Annotated in this window: 19 protein-coding genes; 18 read left to right on the top strand and 1 reads right to left on the bottom strand. The window is 46.9% G+C overall.

All coding sequences use genetic code 11. The features are described 5' to 3' along the window. Window positions 1-104 precede the first annotated feature (104 nt). Window positions 105-1,682 (top strand): sugar hydrolase, encoded by a 1,578-nt coding sequence (locus ACDE64_RS11925; protein ID WP_411350186.1) that lies wholly within the window; start codon window positions 105-107, stop codon window positions 1,680-1,682. 217 nt (window positions 1,683-1,899) lie between these two features. Here ACDE64_RS11925 and ACDE64_RS11920 read toward each other — a convergent pair whose 3' ends face one another. Next, window positions 1,900-2,907 carry an AraC family transcriptional regulator gene (locus tag ACDE64_RS11920; protein ID WP_411350185.1) on the bottom strand — a complete coding sequence of 336 codons (1,008 nt, stop codon included), beginning with the start codon at window positions 2,905-2,907 and terminating at the stop codon, window positions 1,900-1,902. A gap of 254 nt (window positions 2,908-3,161) precedes the next feature. On the opposite strand from ACDE64_RS11920, the gene ACDE64_RS11915 reads away from it, so the two are divergent. The 17 genes from ACDE64_RS11915 to ACDE64_RS11835 all read left to right on the top strand — a co-directional run bounded on the left by ACDE64_RS11915 (window position 3,162) and on the right by ACDE64_RS11835 (window position 24,156). Further along, window positions 3,162-4,184, top strand: coding sequence for an acyltransferase family protein (locus ACDE64_RS11915; protein ID WP_411350184.1), 1,023 nt, complete (start codon window positions 3,162-3,164; stop codon window positions 4,182-4,184). Window positions 4,185-4,348: 164 nt separating this feature from the next. Continuing rightward, on the top strand, window positions 4,349-5,176 hold the full coding sequence (locus tag ACDE64_RS11910; protein ID WP_411350278.1) for an aldo/keto reductase: 828 nt from the start codon (window positions 4,349-4,351) through the stop codon (window positions 5,174-5,176). Between the two features lie 223 nt (window positions 5,177-5,399). Next, a complete protein-coding gene (locus tag ACDE64_RS11905) occupies window positions 5,400-5,873 on the top strand; it encodes a GNAT family N-acetyltransferase (protein WP_411350183.1) in 474 nt (157 codons plus the stop codon). Next, window positions 5,870-7,066 carry an alanyl-tRNA editing protein gene (locus ACDE64_RS11900; RefSeq protein ID WP_411350182.1) on the top strand — a complete coding sequence of 399 codons (1,197 nt, stop codon included), beginning with the start codon at window positions 5,870-5,872 and terminating at the stop codon, window positions 7,064-7,066. The genes ACDE64_RS11905 and ACDE64_RS11900 overlap by 4 nt, the downstream gene beginning before the upstream one ends. A 154-nt stretch (window positions 7,067-7,220) precedes the next feature. Further along, window positions 7,221-8,882: a DUF6138 family protein gene (locus tag ACDE64_RS11895; protein WP_411350181.1), complete on the top strand. Its 1,662-nt coding sequence runs from the start codon at window positions 7,221-7,223 to the stop codon at window positions 8,880-8,882. Between the two features lie 135 nt (window positions 8,883-9,017). Next, a complete protein-coding gene (locus tag ACDE64_RS11890) occupies window positions 9,018-9,560 on the top strand; it encodes a GrpB family protein (RefSeq protein ID WP_411350180.1) in 543 nt (180 codons plus the stop codon). 120 nt (window positions 9,561-9,680) lie between these two features. Next, the gene (locus tag ACDE64_RS11885) at window positions 9,681-10,541 is read left to right on the top strand and encodes a hypothetical protein (protein WP_411350179.1); all 861 of its coding nucleotides are present in this window, start codon (window positions 9,681-9,683) and stop codon (window positions 10,539-10,541) included. A 239-nt stretch (window positions 10,542-10,780) separates the two neighbouring features. Then, window positions 10,781-12,622 carry an assimilatory sulfite reductase (NADPH) flavoprotein subunit gene (locus ACDE64_RS11880; protein WP_411350178.1) on the top strand — a complete coding sequence of 614 codons (1,842 nt, stop codon included), beginning with the start codon at window positions 10,781-10,783 and terminating at the stop codon, window positions 12,620-12,622. Between the two features lie 52 nt (window positions 12,623-12,674). Then, complete coding sequence (gene cysI, locus ACDE64_RS11875; RefSeq protein ID WP_411350177.1) at window positions 12,675-14,399, top strand: assimilatory sulfite reductase (NADPH) hemoprotein subunit; 1,725 nt, start codon at window positions 12,675-12,677, stop codon at window positions 14,397-14,399. A 718-nt stretch (window positions 14,400-15,117) separates the two neighbouring features. After that, complete coding sequence (locus ACDE64_RS11870; RefSeq protein ID WP_411350176.1) at window positions 15,118-15,654, top strand: cysteine hydrolase family protein; 537 nt, start codon at window positions 15,118-15,120, stop codon at window positions 15,652-15,654. A 94-nt stretch (window positions 15,655-15,748) separates the two neighbouring features. Then, a complete protein-coding gene (locus ACDE64_RS11865; RefSeq protein WP_411350175.1) occupies window positions 15,749-16,333 on the top strand; it encodes a hypothetical protein in 585 nt (194 codons plus the stop codon). Between the two features lie 166 nt (window positions 16,334-16,499). Then, a complete protein-coding gene (locus ACDE64_RS11860; RefSeq protein ID WP_411350174.1) occupies window positions 16,500-17,060 on the top strand; it encodes a cysteine hydrolase family protein in 561 nt (186 codons plus the stop codon). A gap of 411 nt (window positions 17,061-17,471) precedes the next feature. Next, window positions 17,472-18,449, top strand: a complete 978-nt coding sequence (locus ACDE64_RS11855) for a sugar ABC transporter substrate-binding protein (RefSeq protein WP_411350173.1) — start codon at window positions 17,472-17,474, stop codon at window positions 18,447-18,449. After that, entirely contained in the window at window positions 18,446-19,912 is a 1,467-nt protein-coding gene (locus tag ACDE64_RS11850) for a sensor histidine kinase (RefSeq protein WP_411350172.1), read from the top strand. The genes ACDE64_RS11855 and ACDE64_RS11850 overlap by 4 nt, the downstream gene beginning before the upstream one ends. Next, complete coding sequence (locus ACDE64_RS11845; protein WP_411350171.1) at window positions 19,887-21,428, top strand: response regulator; 1,542 nt, start codon at window positions 19,887-19,889, stop codon at window positions 21,426-21,428. The genes ACDE64_RS11850 and ACDE64_RS11845 overlap by 26 nt, the downstream gene beginning before the upstream one ends. Next, the gene (gene xylF, locus ACDE64_RS11840; RefSeq protein ID WP_411350170.1) at window positions 21,425-22,732 is read left to right on the top strand and encodes a D-xylose ABC transporter substrate-binding protein; all 1,308 of its coding nucleotides are present in this window, start codon (window positions 21,425-21,427) and stop codon (window positions 22,730-22,732) included. The genes ACDE64_RS11845 and xylF overlap by 4 nt, the downstream gene beginning before the upstream one ends. Before the next feature lie 296 nt (window positions 22,733-23,028). Next, window positions 23,029-24,156, top strand: coding sequence for a sugar ABC transporter substrate-binding protein (locus tag ACDE64_RS11835; protein ID WP_411342409.1), 1,128 nt, complete (start codon window positions 23,029-23,031; stop codon window positions 24,154-24,156). The last annotated feature ends 119 nt before the right edge of the window (window positions 24,157-24,275 follow it).

Below are 24,275 nucleotides of genomic sequence, written 5' to 3'. Positions count from 1 at the left end.
ATAGTGCGGTAGCAAGCTATGAAGCCCGTACGGCAAGTCAGTATCCAACTGGTATAACAAGCAGAAACCAAACTATTCATATGCCAACAGAGGAGGAACCACTTATGAGCCACCCTTCCCTACAAAGGATTACAGAACAGCGAATTGTTGAAAATAAAGCTTTTGCTACTACAGCAGAATCATTGCTGCCGGTCATGCATCATACCGATGTATTGCCCGTGCGACTTGTTACGCTCGTGCCTGATGATCAAGTCATTCATGGCTGGCGCACGGCAGATGCTGGTGAGCCAGAGCAATTGGAACAGATGACGTTTGGTAAAGGAGACGAAGTTGTATTAGACTTTGGGCAGCATCTGGTAGGGCAATTGTCGCTGCACATCGAGCCGATTGGCAGTCCACCGGATGCGCCACTGCATCTGAAGCTGACATTTGGAGAAATGCCGGTAGAGCTGGCGGTGCCTTTTGCCGAGTATGATGGCTGGTTAAGCAGTTCATGGTTACAAGAGCAGTCGGTCTATATCGACGTACTGCCGACTTCACTTGTATTGGAGCGTCGATACAGCTTTCGGTATGTGAAATTAGAAGTGATCGCTTCCTCAGTAAAGTACAATGTTTCATTTCGACATGTGAATTGCCGGACAGTGAGTTCAGCGGATATGGGCAATGTACAGCCATTGAATCATATGGATGCCGAACTGAACCGCATGGATGAAGTCAGCATTAAGACGCTGGCGGATTGTATGCAAGAAGTATTCGAGGACGGACCGAAGCGTGATCGCCGTCTATGGCTAGGCGATTTGCGTTTGCAGGCGCTAGCGAGTTATACCAGTCTGCCGCAGCCCGATCTTGTGAAACGCTGTCTATATCTGTTCGCTGCGTATCCGAATGAACAGGGGCAGGTGAGCGCCAATCTGTTTATCAAGCCACATGTCATTCCAGATGATACGTATTTGTTTGATTATTCGTTGTTCTTTGTCTCGGTGTTGTATGACTATGTGCAGGCAACTGGGGATATGGAGACGTTAGCGCAATTATGGAGCACCGCGCATCGACAAGTAGAGCTGGCGCTACAACGGCTGGATGAACAGCTGATTGTACGCGATACGGAAGAATGGTGGTCATTTATCGACTGGCGTCCGCAGCTGAACAAGCAAGCACCAAGTCAGGGCGTGTTGATCTATGCGCTGCGACAAGCGGCGGAGCTGGCACATCTGCTGCATGATGAACAGGAAGCCGAACTGCGCCAATGGTTGGACAAGATCGTAGATGCAACACTGGAACAACTGTGGGATGAGCAGCAGGGCTATTTTGTCAGCGGTCATGAGCGACAAGTGTCACAAGCATCGCAAATCTGGATGGTGCTTGCTGGTGTGCTGGATCAGCGACAGAATCGCGAGCTATTGAATCGCATGTTGCAAGAGAACGTTGCCGTTCCACTGACGACCCCGTACATGGTGCATCATCTGATCGAGGCGTTGATCCTTGCGGGAGATCATGACACTGCCATTTCCGAGATGAAAGCTTACTGGGGCGGTATGTTAAACGATGGAGCAGATACATTCTGGGAGCTGTATGATCCGCAGGATAAGGAATTTTCGCCTTATGGCAGTCATCTGATCAACAGCTATTGCCATGCGTGGAGCTGCACACCGACGTATCTATTGCGCAAATATAACTTGTAGTTACGGCATAATAGTAGAATGCAGAGTCATCGCTCTATTATTGGAACTACAACTCTGTTATTAGAGATACGAATATACTGTAACCTCATATCATAAGTTTGACCGTTGCTATACCGTGATGTCGTACCATAAGTCGTATCGTAATGTCGTTCCATACGCGTTACCATAAATCGCACATTTACATTCACGATCATAGCGCAATAGCCGCAATCATCCGTCAGCGAGGATTGCGGCTATTTTGGTGCTGTTTGCGATATTGAGCTGGAGTCATACCGTAATATCCGGCAAATTTATCATAGAAAAAGCTTAGACTTTCATACCCGACCTCTTCGACAATCTGCTCAATGCTGCGATCTGTCTGGCGTAGCAGCTCGGCGGCATGCAGCATTCGCTGGGAACGCACAAGCTGGGAAAAGGTTTGCCCGGTTTGCTTTTTCAACAGATTGCTCAAATAATTAGCGTTAAAGCTGAACTGGCGCGCTAGCTCCTTCAGTGTGCACGTACGATAATGCTCTTCGATATATTGCAGCACTTCCAGCAGACTTGTACGCCCGGAAGCGCCTGCCACCTGATAATTCGTATCATGCTGGTACACACGCATCAGCTCGGTAAACATGACCAATGTATAGCTATAGATCATCTCCTGCGAATACGCAGTCGGATCAAAATACTCGCACATCATATTGCGTAGCATATAATGCAGATTGTCGTTATCCTGCGCATGAAAAATAACATATCGGTCATGCCGACTGTTCTCGGTAATCACGTTCAGCAGAAACTGCCCGACTAGACCGTTGCGACTGAGTCGATTCAGAAAAGCAGCGGACAGCGTCTCCTTTTTCATAATAATATTCACGAGAATATCCTGCTCACCGAGCGGCTCCAATTCATGCGGAACATCCATATCCAGCAGACACATCTGTCCACATTGCAATGTAATACGCTGACCGTTGATCACCTGTGTACAGCATCCGGCATACATATAATTGATCTCGACAAACGAATGCACATGAATCGGCATCGGTGCAAAGCGATGGTGCTTGCTTATAAAAATGGAACCGTTATCAAAAAACAGCTCCTCTGGCATACGCGGGTACTTCTCATCTGCTCGTGTCAGCAGTTCGATGCCACCAAATTCAGGTACATTTTGCCCGGTATGAATCTGGATCGCTTCGATTGCATTGATGCTGCGCAAGTATCGATCCAGCTCAGCGTGGTTCATCATGATCATCAACCTCAATATGTTCCAAATTGGATATCAAGCCGGTAGGTTGGTATAATGGGGTTCATGTCCGGCGAGGTAGGGTATAAGACCCCAAAGCGATTGTACAGCGTTGGTTGCTGTTAATCATACCAGAAATGTAAAGCAAGCGTGATGATTTCCCTCCATCGCATTATCACAAAACCAGAAGGCATCAGCAGTCGTATGATGACAATGAGGCGGTGCCGTCTGTGGGCGAAGGGAGTGTGCAATATAATATGCCGACGAGGGATGCGTATTTTGATAATTTAAAATTTGTACTGATTGCGCTGGTCGTGATCGGGCATCTGATTGAGCCGCTGTATGACAATCCATTGTTACAGCCGCTATATTTGTTGATTTACAGTTTTCATATTCCGCTGTTTGTGCTGATATCTGGTTATTTTGCCAAACATATCGGGACAGGCGATTATTTTAATAAAGTGGTTAGCAAGCTGATCTTGCCGTATCTCATTTTTGAATCGTTGTATTCGGTATGGGATTACTGGTTATATGGACGTGAGCAGCTGGTATTTTCCTTTTTCACACCGTATTGGTTGATGTGGTTCTTCTTCAGCATGATCCTGTGGAAAACGGCGATGCCGTATATGATTCGTATTAAGTATGCGTTACCGCTGACCGTTGTGCTGGCGCTATGGGCAGGTTATGCGAATGATGCGGAATATTATGCCAGTGTATCGCGGACGCTTGTATTTTTCCCGTTTTTCCTGCTTGGGTATTATATGGATCGGTCGTGGATTGACCGGTTGCGTACGCCGATGATGCGGATTATGGCGGTGTTTGTATTGGTCGGGGCGTTCATTGTGCTGGGCGTCTATGCGCCGCAGATTGATAAAGAATGGTTATATGGAAGCTTCTCGTATGAATCGCTCGGTCATAACGAATGGTCTGCCGGCATCTATCGGGTCGGTGTATATGCGCTAGCTGTGCTTGTAGGTGCATCGGTAATGAGCCTGATGCCGCAGCGTCGCATTGCCGGAGTGTCGGGTATGGGCGGCAATACGCTGTATACGTATTTGCTGCATGGGTTTCTCGTGATGGCACTGACGGTGAGCGGATTTTATGAATGGTTTGTGGATGTGCCTGTACGCGGATTGTTGTTAATTCCATTAGGATTGCTGATTACGTTTATGTTGTCACTGAGCAGTGTACGGGTGATGTCGAGCTGGCTGGTCGAGCCGGGTGTGAAGCGAATCTTCAAACGACAAGCCGGGCGCAACAGTCGCACAGATATGAGCTAAGTATATCGCAGCTGTAAATGATTCAGGTGATCTGTATTTCCTTCAATTCCAAGTTGATATTCATGTAAGGTATAATGAGAAAAGGAAGATCAACAGCATCTACTATGACTATATATCGAAGATTGCGCTTCCACATCGTAAGCGCTGAAGGAGGAAGAATGAGTATGCTACATTTGCAATCTACTGTTGAACTATCCAATGGCGTGAAGATGCCATGGTTCGGTCTAGGTGTGTACAAGGTCGAAGAAGGCGATGAAGTAATCCGCTCGGTCAAATGGGCGATTGAAGCAGGGTATCGATTAATTGATACCGCTGCTCTGTATCAGAACGAAGACGGTGTTGGTCAGGCGATTCGTGAGTCTGGCGTACCGCGGGAAGAACTATTCATCACGACCAAAGTGTGGAACTCTGATCAGGGCTATGATAGCACGTTACAAGCATTTGACCAGAGCATCAGCAAACTTGGTCTGGATTATATCGATCTCTACCTCGTACATTGGCCGGTCAAAGGCAAATACAAAGAAACATGGAAAGCACTGGAGCAGCTGCATAAGGAAGGCAAAGTCCGTGCAATCGGCGTATCCAATTTCCAAATACATCATCTGCAAGATTTGCTTGCTGATGCGGAGATCAAGCCGGTTGTCAATCAGGTGGAATTGCATCCACTGCTCAGTCAGGTGGAGCTACGTAAGTTCTCCAAAGAAAACGGTATTCAGATCGAAGCATGGGCACCACTTGCACAGGGTCGTCTGTTGAATGATCCCACTTTGCAAGAAATCGCCAATACGTATGGCAAGTCGATTGCGCAGGTGTTGCTGCGCTGGGATATTCAGAGTGGCATCGTTACGATTCCGAAATCGATCAAGCAGGAGCGTATTATACAAAACGCCGATATTTATGACTTTGAGCTGTCGTCTGCTGATATGAAGCGCATTGATGATCTGAACAAAGATCAGCGCTTTGGTGCAGATCCCGACAATTTTGATTTTTGATATCACAAAGTTAATAATGCACGTTTTAGTATATGGGCATGACATCATAAGGACATATAACAAAATATAATTTTTCTTTGCGGTGCGTCTATTCAGGCGCATCGTTTTTGATTGTTGTACGGCAAGCAGCGGCTTTTGCCTGCGCATCCTTGATCTTCGGCGGTGGATATGATTAACTTTGTCATAAACGTAGATGATTTTATGGATGTAGGAGGAACAGGAGATGAAGGAAGTTATCATTCAACAAATCAATACGACTAGTGAGCTGTACCCGTTGACGCTAGAGTTGCGTGATCTGGTGCTTCGTCAGCCGCTCGGCATGAGCATTCATAACGAGCAATTGATCGGAGAAGATGAGGCGATGCATCTGTGTGCGCTGTATGAAGGTCGCATTGTCGGTGTATTACTGCTCAAAAAGGTCGACGATGATACCGTTCAGATGAAGCAGGTTGCAGTCGACGAATCACTGCGTGGCAAGAGCATCGGTCGCAGATTGGTGGAGCGCGCGGAACAGGTAGCGCATGAACTAGGGTACATACACATCGTATTACATGCACGCCAAGTGGCATTGCCTTTTTATGAAAAATTGAACTATACCGTCTTCGATGAACCGTTTATCGAGGTGGGCATTCCGCATCGTAACATGATCAAAACACTGGCAGCAGCAGAGCATCGTCAGGGAGAGAAGGAAGCATGAAGGAACTGTATTTTGATTCATCGTATTTGACCAGCTGGAGTGCGGTCATTGAGCATATAGTAGAGCAGGATGGGCAGTATTATGTGACGCTCAGTCAGACTGCCTTTTACCCGCATGGTGGCGGGCAACCGTGCGATATCGGTACGATTGATGGGATTCCGGTGCTGGATGTACAGCGTCGAGACGGGCAAGTGTTGCATCAGCTGCCGAGTTTGCCAGAGCAGCCGAACGGTGCAGAGGTGTATTGTGAGATCGATTGGCAGCGTCGCTTCGACCATATGCAGCAGCATAGCGGGCAGCATTTGCTGTCGGCAATTTGTTTGGAGATGTTGTCTGCGCCAACGCTGAGCTTTCATCTGGGTGAGCAGGAATCGACGATTGATGTAGATACGCCGGATTGTTCAGCTGGTCAGTTATTGGCAGTAGAGAAGAAGATCAACGAGATCATTTATCGTAATATTCCGGTAAACAGCTATTTTGTCGATGCAGAGCAGTTAGCGACGCTGACGCTTGTTAAGCCGCCATCGGTGACCGATCATGTACGCATCGTAGAGATCGAAGGCATTGAGCACAATGCATGCGGCGGTACACATGTATCGCGTACTGGCGAGCTGGGCATGATCAAGCTATACAAAGCGGAGAAAACAAAGGGGCATATCCGGCTCTATTTTAAATATGGCTGGCGCGTCTGGAACGATTATAGCGAAAGTCTGCACATTCTTGATCATATCGCTGCGCGCTTCAATACGGGGCGGCGCGATATTGTAGGACGCTTTGACAAATGGGAGCAGGAGCAGCGCCAACAACGGGAAGAGCTGGAGCGTCTGCGTAGCGAAAACGATGCATATCTGCTGCATACACTACTGTCCTCAATCGATGAGCAGCAGGAGCAACCGCTGCTTACGCATCATTTTGCCGATAAATCGTTACAGGATTTGCAGCGTCTGGCTGCACAGTTACTAGATAACCGGACATTGACCGTACTGCTGTCCAGTGAGCAGGATTACAAAATCGTACTAGCACAAAACGGTCATCCGCAGTTGACCTGTGGTGCCTTCTTCAAGCAGCATCTATCTACGTATGGCGGCAAAGGTGGCGGTAACGACCGCATCGCTCAGGCTGGCTTTGCTTCGAGCGAGCAGTTGCAGGAATTTTGTACATTTGCCAAGTCGGAGCTGCTGAAGACGGAGTAGAGTACTGCACTATGGAGATAGAGCAAGGAAAAGGTTCAGGGAAAGACGATGGAGAGTTGTAAGAAATGAGCTTACATATTGCGATCAATATGTAAGTCTACATAGGTATAGCATAGGTGACCAGAAACTACGTTATAACAAAGGAGCAATTGTAATGAATCCGCATATAAAGCAGTTACTGGACGAAACATGGACACAGCTAGAGCAAGTCTACAGCAAGGAGCAGCGCCGAATTGACGAGATCAGCAAGCACAGTCCGCTTCAGGTGGGATTTCGCGATTATGTGCGCGTTGGTTATCAGACAGGGCGTTCAGGATTCAGCGGTTCAGGTCAGCAAACAGGGAAATATTTCGTAGAGATCGAGGAGCCGTTCTCATGGAGCGATACGGCTTATACATGGGACAGCGATGTGGATCGGGAACAATTGACAATTACATCATTGGAACAAGAATTCATGCCTGCGTTTCGTGAACAGCTGCATGATTTGTTCCTGTCGGATCAATACGGCAAGCGAATGTTTGATTACAAGCTGGATTGGCAGCTTGCATTTGCCAGTGAACAGCCAGATGAGGTGTACGTGTACACTGAAACGTTTATCAATCCAGTCAAGTTAGAGGCGTTGAAGCAAGAGTTGCAGTTGTTTATTGACGAAAAGATTTATGCAGATCTGCATCATTTACCTAACGAACGCGATCTGTATTTTTTTGCGAATCTGATGCTGAATAAGGATATTACACCGACGGATGTACAGACACTGGCGCCGCTATTTGAGTATGTTGATCTGAAGTTATTTTCATTCCGGTCGCAATATGAGAGATGGCAGTCTACGTCTTCGATGGCATTGAAGTTCTGGGCGAATGATATCTTTTTGCAGCAATATTTTGATTCAGACAATGAGTATACAGTCGATCTAACGCTGCGAGGTGAAGTAATTGCGGAAGAGGTTGATCCTGATGAACTGGAGATGTTCCTGTATGCTGCTATGCGAATTGGTAAGGAGGATGCAGAGCAGCGTAAGCTGTATCTACAATATGCGGTACAGCTGCATAGCCAGCGGGCTGCTATGTATATAAAACAAGGCAGCGGTAATGTAGAGCATGAGCGTAAAAATGAACATTTTAGCGGCAAAGCCAACGATGTGCTGCAACAGATTGAACTTCGACTGGCAGCGGAAGAGGAAGCAGCCTATAGTGAAGCGCTGACCTATCTGTGCGATCTGCTGGAAGAAGGATTTCCACATCAATATAAAATGAAGTTCAGCAGTAAAGAGAAGCACCTACTACCAGTGAAGAGTCTAGCAAAATCGCCGTTACATCGTTTCTTCGCCAATGCGCTGCAATATCCTAATCTGTATCCGCTACTTGCGCAATACGGCGAAAAGGTGATGGAGGAGTTTGCATGGTATGAGGATGTAGAGCCGGGTGAGAAATCAGTCATGCCGGGCACGTATGCTATTTTGGGGCTGGGATTGTACAGTCGTGACTATTTCCCATTATTAAGTCAGTATATGCAATTGGTAGATACCGAGCATCAATCGGCGCATAATCCATATGCTGCTGCTTTTGTCGAAGCTCACGGACTGGACGAACAAACGTTACCCGTATTATTGAACATTTTGCTAGGTAGCGGTCAATCTGCCAAACCCGTCAAAGGGCTGGGAGATCAGCTGATGCAGCAGGGTACATGGATTCCGCTCGTCGCAGAGCAATTACAAACGCTGGAAGATTATCAACGCGAATCGATCTTGTACCTGCTGTTTGGAAGTACAAGTAAACAGAATGCATTTCTCAAGCAAGCAGGGTTGGCTAAAAAGTAATCGTACAGATGCTTAGGTTCCGTAACGTGCAGGTGCCTAGATTCTATAAGATACAGATGCGGAGATGCCTGTGATCCGAAGGGAAGCTACTCGTTAGATTGACACTTCAAAGGAATGTAGACTAGGAGGTTGGCTATGAAGCGTCCGCAGCTTGGCTTGCAGCCGGATCAAGTGCTGCTGGTAGAGCATGATCCATTATGGAAAAAGGAATATGAACAGATAAGCAGTGAGCTGTTACAGCAGTTACCTTCTTTTACCGCAGATCGCATTCAGCATATTGGCAGTACGGCGATTACGGGATTACAGGCAAAGCCAATCATCGACATTGCCCTTGGTGTAGAGAAACAGGAATCGCAATGGTCAGTTTATGATCAACCGCTGCGTGCGGTTGGATTTTATCGGTTACGGGTACAGCGCCAGCAAGAAGTGGTGTTTGCCCGTTTTGCCGATGCAGAGTTTCGCGTGAAAACGCATTTTATTCATATGATTCCGTATGGGAGCGAGCATTGGTTGGATATGTTGTTTTTTCGCGATTATATGAATGTACACGAGGAAGCGAGGCAGCAGTATGCACAGTTGAAAATGGACTTTACTACTCGGCAACAGCACGGCATTGCGGAGTATACAGAATATAAGGAACAGTTTATCCAGCACATATTCTCTCTTCGTAAAGGTTGATTAAAGCCGGATTGATTATTCCGCGTCATATGCATATCAAATGAATGATGCATGATATCCCAAAATATTCTATAATTTAAATGTTATACATAATATAGAATATAGTGAGGAGATTCATGAATGCACATCATCACACGTAAAAGCACGGTCTGGCTTGCGCTGACGACGCTTGTAGTTAGCCTGCTCGCACCTTCCACTCCATCATGGGCAGCGACACCAGAACAAATGCTGGACATAGTCAACCGCACACAATCCATCACGGCGACCTGTTCTGAGCAAATTCAAGCACCTGTAGAAGCAAGCTCCACCACCTGTACCTCAAGAACGTATACCGACAAAGTGATTATCGAATTGTTCCAGCAGGCGATTGTTCATAGTACACCTTCACAAAGTAGTGCACAGCAAGCAACTGACTATGAGTTATCGATGAAAACAACAGACAACGAAGTCGCATCGTATCAACTATCACTTGGACATACATATAGTGAACCAGCGCTGCTTACAATCTCAGGAGGTTCATCTCAAATCGTACAGGAGATTTCGACAAAACAAGCGGACATATTACGCAATCTGCTGTTGAAGACCAAGTCTCCACTTACCTTTGCCGTAAACAAAGTGCAGATTAACAGCGGAACGAAACCACTGCCGCTACAATATTTAGCTTCGATCTGGACAACGGTCGATTATTCTGGCAACGAGGTGGGCGTGGCAGGTGTTGGTTATTTGCCTGGAACAACAGATCAGGAGATCAAGGAGAAGGCGCTACAGCTCAAGCCTTCTTCTCAACTGAACGTACAATTAACTGGCACACCCACACAATTGAATGTCTTCATGGTCAAAGACGACAAATACATCCCACAAAAGCTGAACAATCGTAGCTTCGCAGTTCCAGCCAAACCCGGATATTACGAGTACAGTGTATCTGCAAAATGGGATGAGTTTCATAATATCACGTACGGATTCGGTGTTTATGTAAAATAACAAACTGCCTTTTCCCAGCAAATTCAACAGTCATTACGCCGTTGGATCACGCTGCGGAAAAGGCTTTTTTTCGTGATTTCCCCGTTCATCAGCAGAACTGATAAGACCTATAAGGCATTCTAATTGACCGCTTTGCTGGACTATGATAAGTTCAAATAAGCATAGATTAATCTGAGCAGTATACTAGGAATTAGTAACGGCTACATGACGGTCGTTACTAAATGATGGGGTGGATATCGTTGGAATTTCAAGCTACTAACAGTCCTTTTACACAAGAGCAAGCAGAGCTGCTGAATCGTCTGCTGCCAACTTTGAACGACACACAGCGCATCTGGCTGAACGGTTATCTGAGCGCTTCACTGCAAGCGGGTAATACCGTAGCGGCTCCAACCACAGCGAATGAAGCAACAACATCAGCTGCTGCAACACCAGCAGTACCGGACGTACCAAAAGAAGTAACCGTTCTATTCGGTTCGCAAACGGGTAACGCGCAGGGCTTGGCGAAAAAGCTGACTCAGCAACTAACCGCACAAGGTTTCGATGTTACACTGTCGTCCATGGGCGATTACAAAACGAACAATTTGAAAAAGGTCCGCAATTTGTTCATTCTCGCCAGTACGCAAGGAGAAGGCGATCCGCCGGATAATGCGATTCCATTTTATGAATTTTTGAATAGCAAGCGAGCGCCGAAGCTGTCAGAAGCCAAATTTGCTGTTCTCGGTCTGGGCGATACATCGTATGAATTTTTCTGTCAGACGGGTAAGGACTTTGATAAACGATTGGAAGAACTCGGCGCGCAGCGCATTGTAGATCGTGCTGATTGTGATGTGGATTTTGAAGAAGCGGCAGGCGAGTGGATTGGCGCGGTACTATCTGCCCTTGGTCAAGTCAGTGCAGCATCGGCTAGTGCACCTGCGGTAGCAGAAGGTACTGCTGGTTCCGCAGTGGAATCGGATTACCATCGTACGAATCCTTTTCCAGCAGAAGTACTAGAAAATCTGAATCTGAACGGTCGCGGCTCAGATCAGGAAACCCGGCATGTAGAGCTGTCACTAGAAGGCTCCGGTCTAAGCTATGCGCCGGGCGACAGTCTTGGTGTCTATCCGCAAAATCACCCGCAGCTGGTAGAAGATATTTTGCAGCAAACGGGCTGGAATGCTGATGAATCCATTACGATTAACAAGAATGGCGATCAGTTGAGCATCCGCGAAGCATTGCTGCATCATTATGAGATTACAACATTAAGCAAACCGTTATTGGAAAAGATCGCTGGACTAGCGGATAACGAGCAATTGGATAATTTGCTGGCAGAGGAACGACAGCAGGATCTGCGGACGTATGTACAGGGGCGCGATCTGTTGGATCTGATCCGCGACTTTGCACTGAGCGACATTCCAGCAGACGAACTATTATCCCTGCTGCGTAAAATCCCTGCACGATTGTACTCGATCTCCAGTAGCTTCAAAGCATCACCGGATGAAGTGCATCTGACTGTACGCAAAGTCGAATACGAGCAGCACGGTCGTCAACGCTATGGCGTCTGCTCTGTGCATCTGGCTGAACGACTGGAAGCAGGCGATTCGCTACCGGTATACATTCAGCACAATGACAACTTTAAGCTGCCACATGATGACTCCACTCCGATCATTATGATTGGACCGGGGACAGGTGTAGCGCCATTCCGTTCTTTTATCGCTGAGCGTGAAGAGACAGGAGCAGAGGGCAAGAGCTGGTTGTTCTTCGGCGACCGCCGCTTCGGCACGGATTTCCTGTATCAAACGGAATGGCAGCGCTGGCTCAAAGATGGCGTGCTCACACGAATGGATGTAGCCTTTTCTCGTGATAGCGACCAGAAGGTGTATGTCCAGCACCGGATGAAGGAGCGTAGCCGTGAACTGTACGAATGGATTGAGCAGGGCGCCGTCGTGTATGTATGCGGTGATGAGAAGCATATGGCAAACGATGTTCATCTGACATTGGAAAGTATTTTAATAGAAGAAGGCAAGATGAGTCAGGAAGAAGCTGCACAATATATGAGCAATATGTTGCAGCAAAAACGTTATCAGCGGGACGTATATTGAGCGACAATGGCTGAATGGGGAAACGCCCGCGATTACGAGAGGAGAACTGAACATGGTCCAATATGAAAAATTTCCACCTCATGACTGTCCGCATAGTGACGTCGAGGATATTAAACGAAATAGCTTTTACCTGCGTGGTAGTCTGGAGCAAACGCTCAAAGACCCTATTACCGGTTCCATCCCCGAGGATGACAACCGCTTGATGAAGCACCATGGCAGTTATATGCAGGACGACCGTGATCTGCGTAACGAACGGAACAAGCAAAAGCTGGAACCCGCGTACCAATTCATGCTGCGTGTTCGTGCATCTGGCGGTATCGTTACACCTGCACAATGGCTGATGATGGATAGCATTTCGCACAAGTATGGCAATGAAACGATCCGTCTTACTACACGTCAATCATTCCAACTGCATGGCGTATTAAAATGGAATCTGAAAAACACGATCCGCGAAGTGAATGATGCACTACTCAGCACACTGGCAGCCTGTGGTGACGTGAATCGTAACGTCATGTGTAATACCAACCCAGATCAATCGTATGTGCATGCCGAAGTATACAATTGGGCATGTAAAGTCAGTACCCATCTTGATCCACAGACTCGTGCCTATCACGAAATCTGGCTAGATGAGGAGAAAATTATCGACAGCCGCGACACCGAAACCGAGCAAGAGCCGATCTACGGCGCAGTCTATCTGCCGCGCAAATTCAAGATTGGAATCGCGGTTCCACCGTCTAACGATGTAGATGTCTTTTCACAGGATCTTGGCTTTATCGCGATTGTAGAAAATGGTCGTTTGGCTGGTTTTAACGTTGCAGTTGGCGGCGGTATGGGAATGACACATGGTGATACTGCGACCTATCCGCAGGTGTCCAAAGTGATCGGTTTTATTACACCAGAGCAAATGATCGATGTAGCAGAGAAAGTAGTCACCATTCAACGCGACTATGGTGATCGTGCTGTACGTAAACACGCTCGTTTCAAATATACGATTGATGACCGTGGGTTGGATTGGCTCGTAGCCGAGCTGCATGAACGTCTCGGCTGGCAATTGCAGGAAGCGCGTGCATACCAATTTGACCATAATGGTGATCGATATGGTTGGGTCAAAGGCAACAATGGCAAATGGATGTTCACATTATTTGTACAAAATGGTCGTATCGTCGATCTGGAGGATTATCCGCTCATGACTGGACTACGCGAAATCGCCAAAGTTCATACTGGCGACTTCCGCTTGACGCCAAACCAGAATCTAATTATCGGCAATGTCAGCAGTCAGAAGAAGAAAAAGATCGAATCGCTCATCGCTCAATATCATCTGACTGATGGCGCACATTATTCCGCATTGCGCCGCAATTCCATGGCATGTGTATCCTTGCCAACATGTGGTATGGCGATGGCGGAAGCAGAGCGCTACCTGCCAACGCTGATCGACAAGCTGGAATTGGAGCTGGATCAGGCAGGACTGCGCAACGAAGATATCGTCGTACGCATGACCGGTTGTCCGAACGGCTGCGCCCGTCCGATGCTGGCAGAGCTGTCCTTTATCGGCAAAGGACCCGGCAAATACAATATGTATCTGGGTGGCGGATTTGACGGTAGTCGATTGAACAAACTGTATCGTGAAAATATCGGTGAAGAGGAGATCCTGTCTTCGCTGAAGCCGATCATCCAACGCTATGCAACAGAACGCGAAAGCAATGAGCATTTCGGTGACTTTGTTATTCGTGCAGGGTACGTGGAAGCGGTTTATGATGGTCAGCAGTTTCATGCTTGATGAATGTTCTCACGGTTAGATGTGACAAGACGAGCTAGTGCTTGTGTGTGTTATGCTGAGGGAGCAACCGTGTGAGTGCTGGATTTTCGTGCACTATCGGCATAAGCAGGGGTGTAAGTTTTACAAAAGTAAACAAAATAATCTTGGAATCAATCGGGAACATTCGCTTAATGAGGCGTGTGTTCCCGATTTTTTTGAGCAAAAATGATGGGCGGAAAAGAAAACATAATTTTACGATACTAGTATAATTAAAAAAAACAACACATGAAAAATTCATAATAGAGAACCTCAAAATGAAAAGCGAAATGAGAAAATAATTTGTTATAAACCAAAGAACAAGTCACAATTGCTCAGCGAACCAGCGAACCAGCGAACCAGCGAACCAGCGAACCAGCGAACCAGCGAACCAGCGAACCAGCGAACCAGCGAACCAGCGAACCAGCGAACCAAGCGATTAAGTAAGATCTGAGGAAGAGAACAAATTAGAAGAAATATTAAATGTAGCAATCTTTCTGCAATTTTGATAGTTGCAACCCCAAAATAAATATTTCAACATATGAAAAATTCACAATAATAAGACCCAAATCACCCGTATCAACAACCACTACAACCAACCCTTACACAATCAATCGAAACATAAGCCATTGCACAATTACAACAAACGATTTAAAATTTCAAAATGGTTATATTGCATTCCCAATTGAATGGAGGATACGTAATGAAGCAGGCATTAATCATTATTGATATGCAGGAAATCTTTTTTAATAGTAAGGACAACGCATTATATCAACGCGAATCGTTAATCGAGCATGTGAACACTTTGATCGGTAAAGCGCGGGATAACGATATTCCGATTGTATTTATCCAACACAGTGACGAGAATCCTAGCGACGAGTTATATCCAGGTACGCCAGATTGGGAGATCAGTGCTCAGTTGTCGCGTAAGCCAGAAGACACAGTCATTCGCAAAACGCGCTGGGATTCCTTTTATCGGACAAGCTTATTGGACTGGTTGCGCCGAAATGAGATTGAACAAATGATTTTTGCTGGTGCACAAACAGAATTTTGCCTGGATACGACACTTCGTAATGCTTACAGTATTGGCTATCAGCATAATATTGTCGCAGCCGATGCACATAGTACGCTAGATAGCAGTATATTATCAGCAGAGCAAATTATGCGTCATCATGAGAACGTATGGCATCGACGTTTTGCTACAGTACAATCAGTTGAGGAGATTGTATTTGGACAATAAGATTTCAATAAAATGTTAGTCAAAACACCTCATCATTAGCTTCGTATGATATCCTCAAACAGATACTATATATCTTGAAAGGGGAATCCACATAATGAAAACAATAAGATCAGGAATCCAATCACTATTGTCCTTCGTTCTGCTCGCTACTTTGTTCCTAAGTATGTTGCCTACTCCAGTCTCAGCAGCATATGAGCTTCGCCTGTATACTTCCTCTGGTAGTAATACAACTACTACCAGTAGTAAGATCAGAGTATACGAGAACAACGGAACTCTCTATGCACCACTCAGAGATACCGTCAAGAAATTAGGCTATTCGTTTAGCGGTAGTATAGAAGATGAACTGTTTACATATCACAAATATACGGTAACCCACAACGGCAAAGCTGCCATTTTTTGGGGGAGCCATGACATGGGATATCAGATTGAGACGTACACCGTGTCCGAAGGCAGTAGCCCCAATAACAATAAAGTGTACGAGCCACCAATGCAATGCCAGCAAGAGAGCGACATTTGTCAGCTGATCACTTCGAAATATACAGGTCCAATCGTATATGATGGTACTTTGTATGTACCGGTTCGGCAACTGGCAGAAGCGTTATCGCTGAAGCTGAATATTTCAAAGGATAGCGGAAAGTCTGTTGTCTCATTGACTGCACCGATATCGACCTCCATGTGATGGATGAGCTCGATTGTAAATAAAAATAGCAAGCATTTTGCATTTCCCGCTCCGGTTGGTCATACTAAGATCAAGTATAATTTGGTCGCAGTTAAAGTCGTGATCTCAGCTCGTAGCATGAAATGTACTGATCATCCATTTTCAAATTAAAGGAGTGAAATTCCATATGTCAGCAGACAATACAGCTCTACTCGTCATGGATATGCAAAACAGCATCGTATCCCGATTCGTTCAGCAGGAGCAACAGTTGGAGCCATTCCAGCAAGCGATTGCAGTCGCGCGTGAACATGGAATCCAAGTCATCTATATTCATGTCGGCTTCCGCGACGGTTACCCGGAAGTGCATCCAAGCAACAAAATGTTTGGTGGTGTTGCTGCACGCGGTGGCAATACAGATCCAGAGCAGATCAAGATTCACGATGCCGTTGCCCCGCAGGAGGGGGAAGCAGTTGTGATGAAAAAGCGTTTTAGTGCGTTTACCGGCAGTGATCTGGAAGTGATTTTACGCTCCAACCGTATCGAGCATCTTGTGTTGAGTGGGATTGCTACCAGTGGTGTTGTACTGTCCACACTGCGTGAAGCATCCGATAAGGATTATGTGCTGACGGTATTGTCCGATGCGTGTATTGATGCAGACCCAGAAGTACATCGTGTGTTAACGGAAAAGGTATTTCCGGTACAAGCAGAAGTCATTACAGTAAATGAGTGGGCGAAAAGCTTGCACTAATTGATCTCAACCACGCCATCATTTAGAGAGGTTGTTGGATCATTACAATCTAAGATTCGACTAAAGCCATTCAGTATATAAAATTTATACTTTTTCCAACACATAATAATAGATACAAGCAGAACAGCGAATAGATGTTGTTCTGCTTGTACTGTTTGGTATAGTAATAAAACGTACATGGGTTCATTCGGCATTTGTATTTAATTGTTATTGAACACGGACAGCTGAATCAACAATGGTTGCATGGATGTTGTTATGCTTTTACGTTTTGGCATATCTACTTCCCCCCACATAGCTGCTCTACATCCCCATCTCAAAAGCTCATCAAAAAATTATCCATTCCTATCTTCTAGCCTGACCCTCTCCGGTGCTATAATACGGATATCGTAGCCGAAATGAGGGATTTTTCATTTGCATAAAAAAGTAAGCGCTTTACTGGCGATTGTCGCCTTGACGCTACTGATCTTTACGATTATGGCAGCGATGCGATTTGTTCAATCCGAGCATGAATTGCCTTTGACCCGTTCGCAACAACAACCGAAGTATCGGCTCGTTCTGATCACCTTTGACCTGGGCACTCCATTCTGGCAGCAGTTAGGCAATGCAGCGGAACAACAGGCGCAGCATCTTGATGCCAAGCTCGAAGTATGGGGCAGTTACGGACGTGACCGGGAGAGCTTTCTCAAGCAATTGGAGATTGCCATCGATTCACGGGTAGATGGTATTATCGTGCAGGGACTGGACACAGACGAATTTGTTAATTTGACGAAGGTAAAAGCAGCATTTTACGGCATACCCATCATTACCGTTGCTAGTGATGTACCGATGCAGAGCAGTCTGCGCAAAACATATGTCGGTTCCGACCCTCATGCTGCCGGCCAATTGATCGCCGAGAAGCTCATTCAAGATATGGGCAAAAAGGGCACAGTCGTGTTGATGGGCGATAACCGCAATGAATACGATCAGCAGCAGCGTGTCAAAGGCATGGAGCATATCCTCAAACAATATCCCGGTATTCATACCGAATATGTACAAACCCCGGAAGTACGCGACAAGATCGTCGCAGCTACTCAAAACATTATGAACCGCTTTCCGAATGTAAACGCCTTCATATCGATTGATTCTAATCTGACGGAAGCGATGGTACAGGAGATCAGTCGACGCTCTAGCATAGAATCGTATAAAATCTATTCTTTTGACGATAACCCGGATGTACTGCCCTTGCTACGTGATGGCAAGCTAGATGGCATACTGGAGCAATCGCCCGACGAGATGGGAAAGGTGAGCGTACAGATGATGATACAGTGGCTGAATGGCAAGACGCTGCCTCTGAATAGAGACGGGTATCTGACCGACATTTCAATCCGTACGGCGGCGCAAGTCCAATGATCAGCATCCAACGGAAAATATGGACACTGACGGCGATCATCATGTTCATCATGCTGATGATCTGGGTGACGCTCATGTACTATAACCAGAAGACGGAGAATCAGTATAACGAGATTCTACAGCGCTACCTGCGCATGAATGAAGTAACAACATCCAGCCAGCAGGTGATTACCTCGCTCAACAGTTATCTCATTACGCCGACCGAAGGCAATCTGAGCAGTTTGCGCAGGCGAGAAACGCAGTTGCAGGAAGCCCAGCTGGATATTAGCAATCTGCGCAATAGTGGTAACGATTTTGCGCTGACGAGCTATATCAATCTAATCGATAGTCTGATCGAAACGTCTGAGCGTGCGGTCATGTTCCACTCCGAAAAGGAAACCGAAGATTCGGCGGATGCCTTTTCCGAAGCAACACGCATTTCCAAATACATTTCTGATATGACACTTACGTTGCTGGATCGGGAACTGACGACGTACGAGCAATTTTACAGAGGAATTATTCAGCAATCCAGCGAATTGAAGCGACTGGGCATTTGGATTCTGCTGACGATGACCTGCTGGTTGTTGCTGTTCACCTATTGGTTCTCACTCAGCATCACACGCCCGATTCAGCAGCTCACTCAAGCAGCACAGGAACTAGCAAAAGGGCGATTTGATCTACAAGTGAAAGTCAATTCGTCGGATGAGATTTCGTTTCTGGCAAAGATGTTTGAGCATATGCGCATTAGCATCAATGGGCTGATCTCCGAGATTCAGCAGAAGGCACAGCTGGAAAATGAATTGCAGCGGAACAAGCTGCTGCTTCAGGAGAGCCAGCTACGCAGCTTGCAAAGTCAGATCAATCCGCATTTTCTGTTCAATATTCTGGATACGCTATCGAAGAAAGCATTTCTGGAAGGAGCGGAGGAGACGAGTGATCTGCTGGTTAGTGTTGCCGGACTGCTGCGCTACAATCTCAAGCGGTTGGATCGTTCTGTTACGCTATACGACGAAGTGCGAGTGGTCGGGCAGTATATGGAAATTCAGAAAGCTCGCTTTACCGACAGGCTGCACTTGCATACCGATATTAACGAAGCTTGCCTATCCATTCAAATTCCCGGCTTAACGCTGCAACCGATTATTGAGAATGCAATCACTCATGCGGTCGAGCCAGATGAGCATGGTGGCAATATCGAGATTGTGATCCGCGATAGCGGGGAGACGGTCACGGTGGAAATTGCTGACGACGGACCCGGTATGAGTCATGTGAAGATTCAGCAGATTCTGGATGAGGAGCAGGTAGAGAGTGAAGGGCATTCGACGGGTATTGGTTTTACGAATGTAGTGCAGCGATTGAGGCTGTTTTATGGGGTGCGCGATATTATCGAGATTCATAGTAGCGAGGGACGCGGCGTACGCGTGCTTTTAAAAATACCGAAAGTAAGGGGACGGGACGCGTATGATGAAGCTGCTTATCGTCGATGATGAACAGGTGGTGCGGGAAGGATTGGAAGCGATTTTGCAGCGAGGTTTCCCGGAATTGGAGATTGCACAGGCGAAAAATGGCAAACTGGCAATAGAGCTAGCATCCAGCTTCCAGCCACATCTCATTCTGATGGATATCAAAATGCCTGGTATGGACGGGCTAGAAACGACGGAACAGATTGGAGCGTCCTTTCCAGAGATCAAATTCATTATGATCACAGCATATGATACTTTCGATTATGCACGTCGGGCATTGAAGCTAGGAGTAAAGGATTACCTGCTCAAGCCAAGCAAAGCGGGCGAAATTACGGCAACGGTCCAAAAGGTGTTCGCCGAGATTGATGCCGAACGTCAAAGCCGTGAGCAGAGCAAGCAGCGCGACGATACATTGGAACGTCTACTGCCGGTCATTGAGACCGACATGGTTACCCAACTGCTGTTCGACTATGTACATGATGTGCATCTGGACGAAACGGTGCGCTGGCTAGATGTTGATCCCGACAGTGAGAAATTTGCACTTGCGGTCATTATTCCTGATGCCGCCGAGCATCTGTATGCAGCGATTCGGGAAACGATCAGTCGCACTGGCAACGGTCTGGTCGGTGCATTGAACGGGCGACAGGTGCCGATCATCGGCTTCCGACGTGCTGGACAATCGTTTCGCGCACAGGCATCAGATATGGCGCGCGAGCTATTGACGGTTGCCGGGCAGGAGCTGCGGGAGCAGTGCTTTATCGGAATTGGCAATCCGTGCAGTTCGCTTGGGCGATTGCGGCAGTCGTATCAGGAGGCATTGATTGCAACGAGCAATCCCTATTTACCAGTAAAGTATCGGTTTTATGATGATTATGCGTCTACTGCTTCGCCGGGTACAGGTACGCTGGCGCGTCAGGCGGAGCAGCGATTATTTGATCAGGTACGCCTTGGCGATTGGGATCATATTCGAGAGGATATTTTGCAAGCGGTGCATCAGTATGAGCAGGCTGGGCGAGATCAGTTACAGGCGCAGCAGTTAATTTTACAGCGGCTCTGGATTGCTGCACGCATGCTGACCGAAATGGGAGTGGAGCTGGAACCGCCCGTATATTCCTCACCCGTGCAGGATTATCGTCAGCTGCGTCATGAAACGTCGCTGATGATTGAGCAGATGCGCAGTATTTCGGATGCATACGCCCAGCGGGTCAAGCCGGATACGATTGGACGAATGAAGCAGTACATTACAGAACATTCGCATCAGGATATTTCGCTGGAAGGCATCGCCGAGCAATTTGGGCTGAGTCCTTTTTATATTAGTAAATTGTTCAAAGAGCAGCTGGGTGTGAACTATATTGATTTTCTCACCGAGTGCCGAATCAATCGGGCGAAAAAGCTGATGGGAGATCCGCAGCGCAGTCTCAAGGAGATCACCTATGAGGTCGGCTACCGTGACCCGAACTATTTTAGCAAAGTATTCAAAAAGTCCTGTGACGTTTCGCCGACGGAATATCGGAAGGCATTGCTGGGAGCACGGGAATGAAGCTAGATGACGCAGCAATTACCGTGATACACAAAGCAGATATAGCGTATGTATCATATGAAAAAGAAACTGAGCAAAGTACCTGCTGTACATCGACTACCAATCGTCTCACCAACAGTCTATGGCTCATCTTTCTAAGTACAGTATTCATCTTGCTCATGAGCGGTTGTACTATGGCACCCGGCACAACCAGCTCTGAACAACCGCAACCACCGACTTCATCAGCAACAACGGCATTACCGAACTCTGCCACTGACGGTTCTACAGCAGGATCGCCGTCTACCAAGCAACAATACACACCATCTACCAACTCTTCCACAAGCTCATTATCCAGTCAACGTTCGGCAGCTGCTGGCAAGTCTGTAGCCGACCGACCTATTCGGATTGGCTTTGCAATGGATACACTGGTCGAAGAACGCTGGAAAAAGGATCGCCAGTTGTTCATTCAGGCAGCGCATCGCCTTGGAGCGGAAGTTACCGTACAATCTGCGAATAGCGATGATGCCATCCAGATTGAGCAGGCAGAGCAGATGATCAGCGAAGGGGTAGATGTGCTGGTCATCGTACCGCATAATGCCGAAGCGACAGCAGCTATCGTGAACCGTGCCCACCGCGCAGGCATCAAGGTTCTGTCGTATGATCGCTTGGTCAAAAACGCCGATGTCGATCTGTATGTCTCCTTTGATAACGAGCAGGTCGGTCGCTTACAGGCAGAAGCGATAACCAAGTTAGTTCCAGAGGGTAAATATGTATATATCGGCGGCGCAGACACAGATAATAACGCACATATGTTCAAGCAAGGCGTATTCGATGTATTACAGCCACGGATCGACAACGGGCAGATTCGCGTCGTATATGATCAATGGTCAAGAGACTGGAAGCCGTCTAATGCGGAGAATAACATGCGTGAAGCGCTGACTGCCAACCACAACAACGTCGATGCCGTCATTGTAGCGAATGATGGTACCGCTGGGGGAGCAGTGGCTGCATTAGAGGAACATGGACTTGCCGGACGCATTCCGGTTGCAGGGCAGGATGCCGATCTCGCTGCTATACGGCGCATCGTAGCAGGAACGCAAACGATGACGGTGTATAAGCCTATCGGTAAGCTTGCCGAGATTACTGCTGAGATGGCGGTCAAGCTGGCGAAGGATGAGAGTATTACCGCCAAACAATATGTGAATAATGGCAAGATTGAAGTTCCGTCTATATTGCTCAGCCCGATTGAGGTCAACCGCAACAATATCGATCAGACGGTCATTGCTGACGGATTTCATTCCAGACAAGAAGTGTACGGGAAATAAAAATATGTAATTGCAGTCAGATCGGACACCAGCACATCCAAGTACTAGTCCTAAGCATCGGTATCGCACTCCGCGAGATCGATGCTTTTTGTCGTACCGAGTTGTCGCAAAGTCAGCGCACATAGACTTGTTATTCATCCCAAGCAGCTAAATATGACACGGGTATAATTTTAACTAGGATAAAAAAGTACAGAAGGTCGCAAAAGAGTGCTATATTTAAGCGCTTACATTACCAGAAAGCGATGCTATGATTGACCTGTAAGCAAACAGACAAGCATCGAAAGGGGCAACTACCATTGAAGAAACATGTTAAAGGAATCTCCCTGCTGATCATCGTGATGATGTTCTCGCTCATTATGTCCGCCTGTAATAACGGAGGCACTAGCAGTAGTGGAAGTGGTGGCGATGGAGCGATCAGCGTAGGTATCGTCCTGCCAACCAAAGACGAACCACGCTGGGTACAGGATGAGCAGCGCTTCAAAGAAGCATTGTCCGGCACGAAGTACTCGACAGAGATTCTGTTCAGTCAAGGTTCATCCGCTAAGGAAAAAGAAAACGTGGAAACACTGATCAATAAAGGAATCAAAGTGCTGATCATCTGTCCACAAGACGGTGCAGCCGCAGCAGCCGCTGTTGAATCCGCCAAAAAAGAAGGCATTACCGTTATCGCCTATGACCGTCTGATCACAGATACTGATGCTGTTGACTACTATGTAACATTCGATAGCCTGGCTGTTGGTGCAGCACAAGCGAAATACCTGGTTGACCATGCCAAAGGTACTGGCGAACCGCTCTACCTGTATGCAGGTGCAGCATCTGACAATAACGCATTCTTGTTCTTCCAAGGTGCATGGGAAGTACTGCAACCGAAAATCGCTGATGGCACATTCAAAATTGCTAACTCCTCACAAGCAGAAGCTCTGAAAGCTACAAAAGAACTGTCTCGTGACCAACTCGGCTCTATCATCGGTCAAGTTACAACGAACTGGGATCCAAACGAAGCCAAAAACAAAGCACAAACTCACTTAACTGCCGCAGCAGCTGATATGAAAGGCGATGTAGCGGTTCTGGCACCAAACGATGGTACAGCTCGTTCGATCGCTGACGTATTCGGCGCTGACACAGCAATTAAGAGCTATGTCATCACTGGACAAGATGCTGAGCAAGCTTCGATCCAATACATCATCGACGGCAAACAATCGATGACTGTATTCAAAGATGTACGCACACTTGTCAAAGATGCAATGGGTATGGCTGTCGAAATTCTGGATGGCAAAACACCAGAAACAACAGGCTCCTACAATAACGGCAGCGTTGACGTAAAAGCAAAACAAACCAACGTCATCGTCGTTGACAAAGACAACGTGAAAAAAGAACTGATCGATTCCGGCTACTACAAAGCGTCCGACTTTACTGGACTGTAAGCTCAGTCGGCATCATCAGCTACAGATGGCAAACGGCAAAACAGGGACGGGATGCTGTTCCTGTTTTGCAATTCCATCCAATTAAATACACATGGTGAACATTGTCATGTAATGAACAA

Source organism: Paenibacillus sp. WLX2291 (genome assembly GCF_046603665.1).
Lineage (GTDB): Bacteria > Bacillota > Bacilli > Paenibacillales > Paenibacillaceae > Saccharibacillus.
The sequence above is the reverse complement of the archived record's forward strand: the minus strand, read 5'-3'. Positions and strand labels throughout refer to the sequence as shown.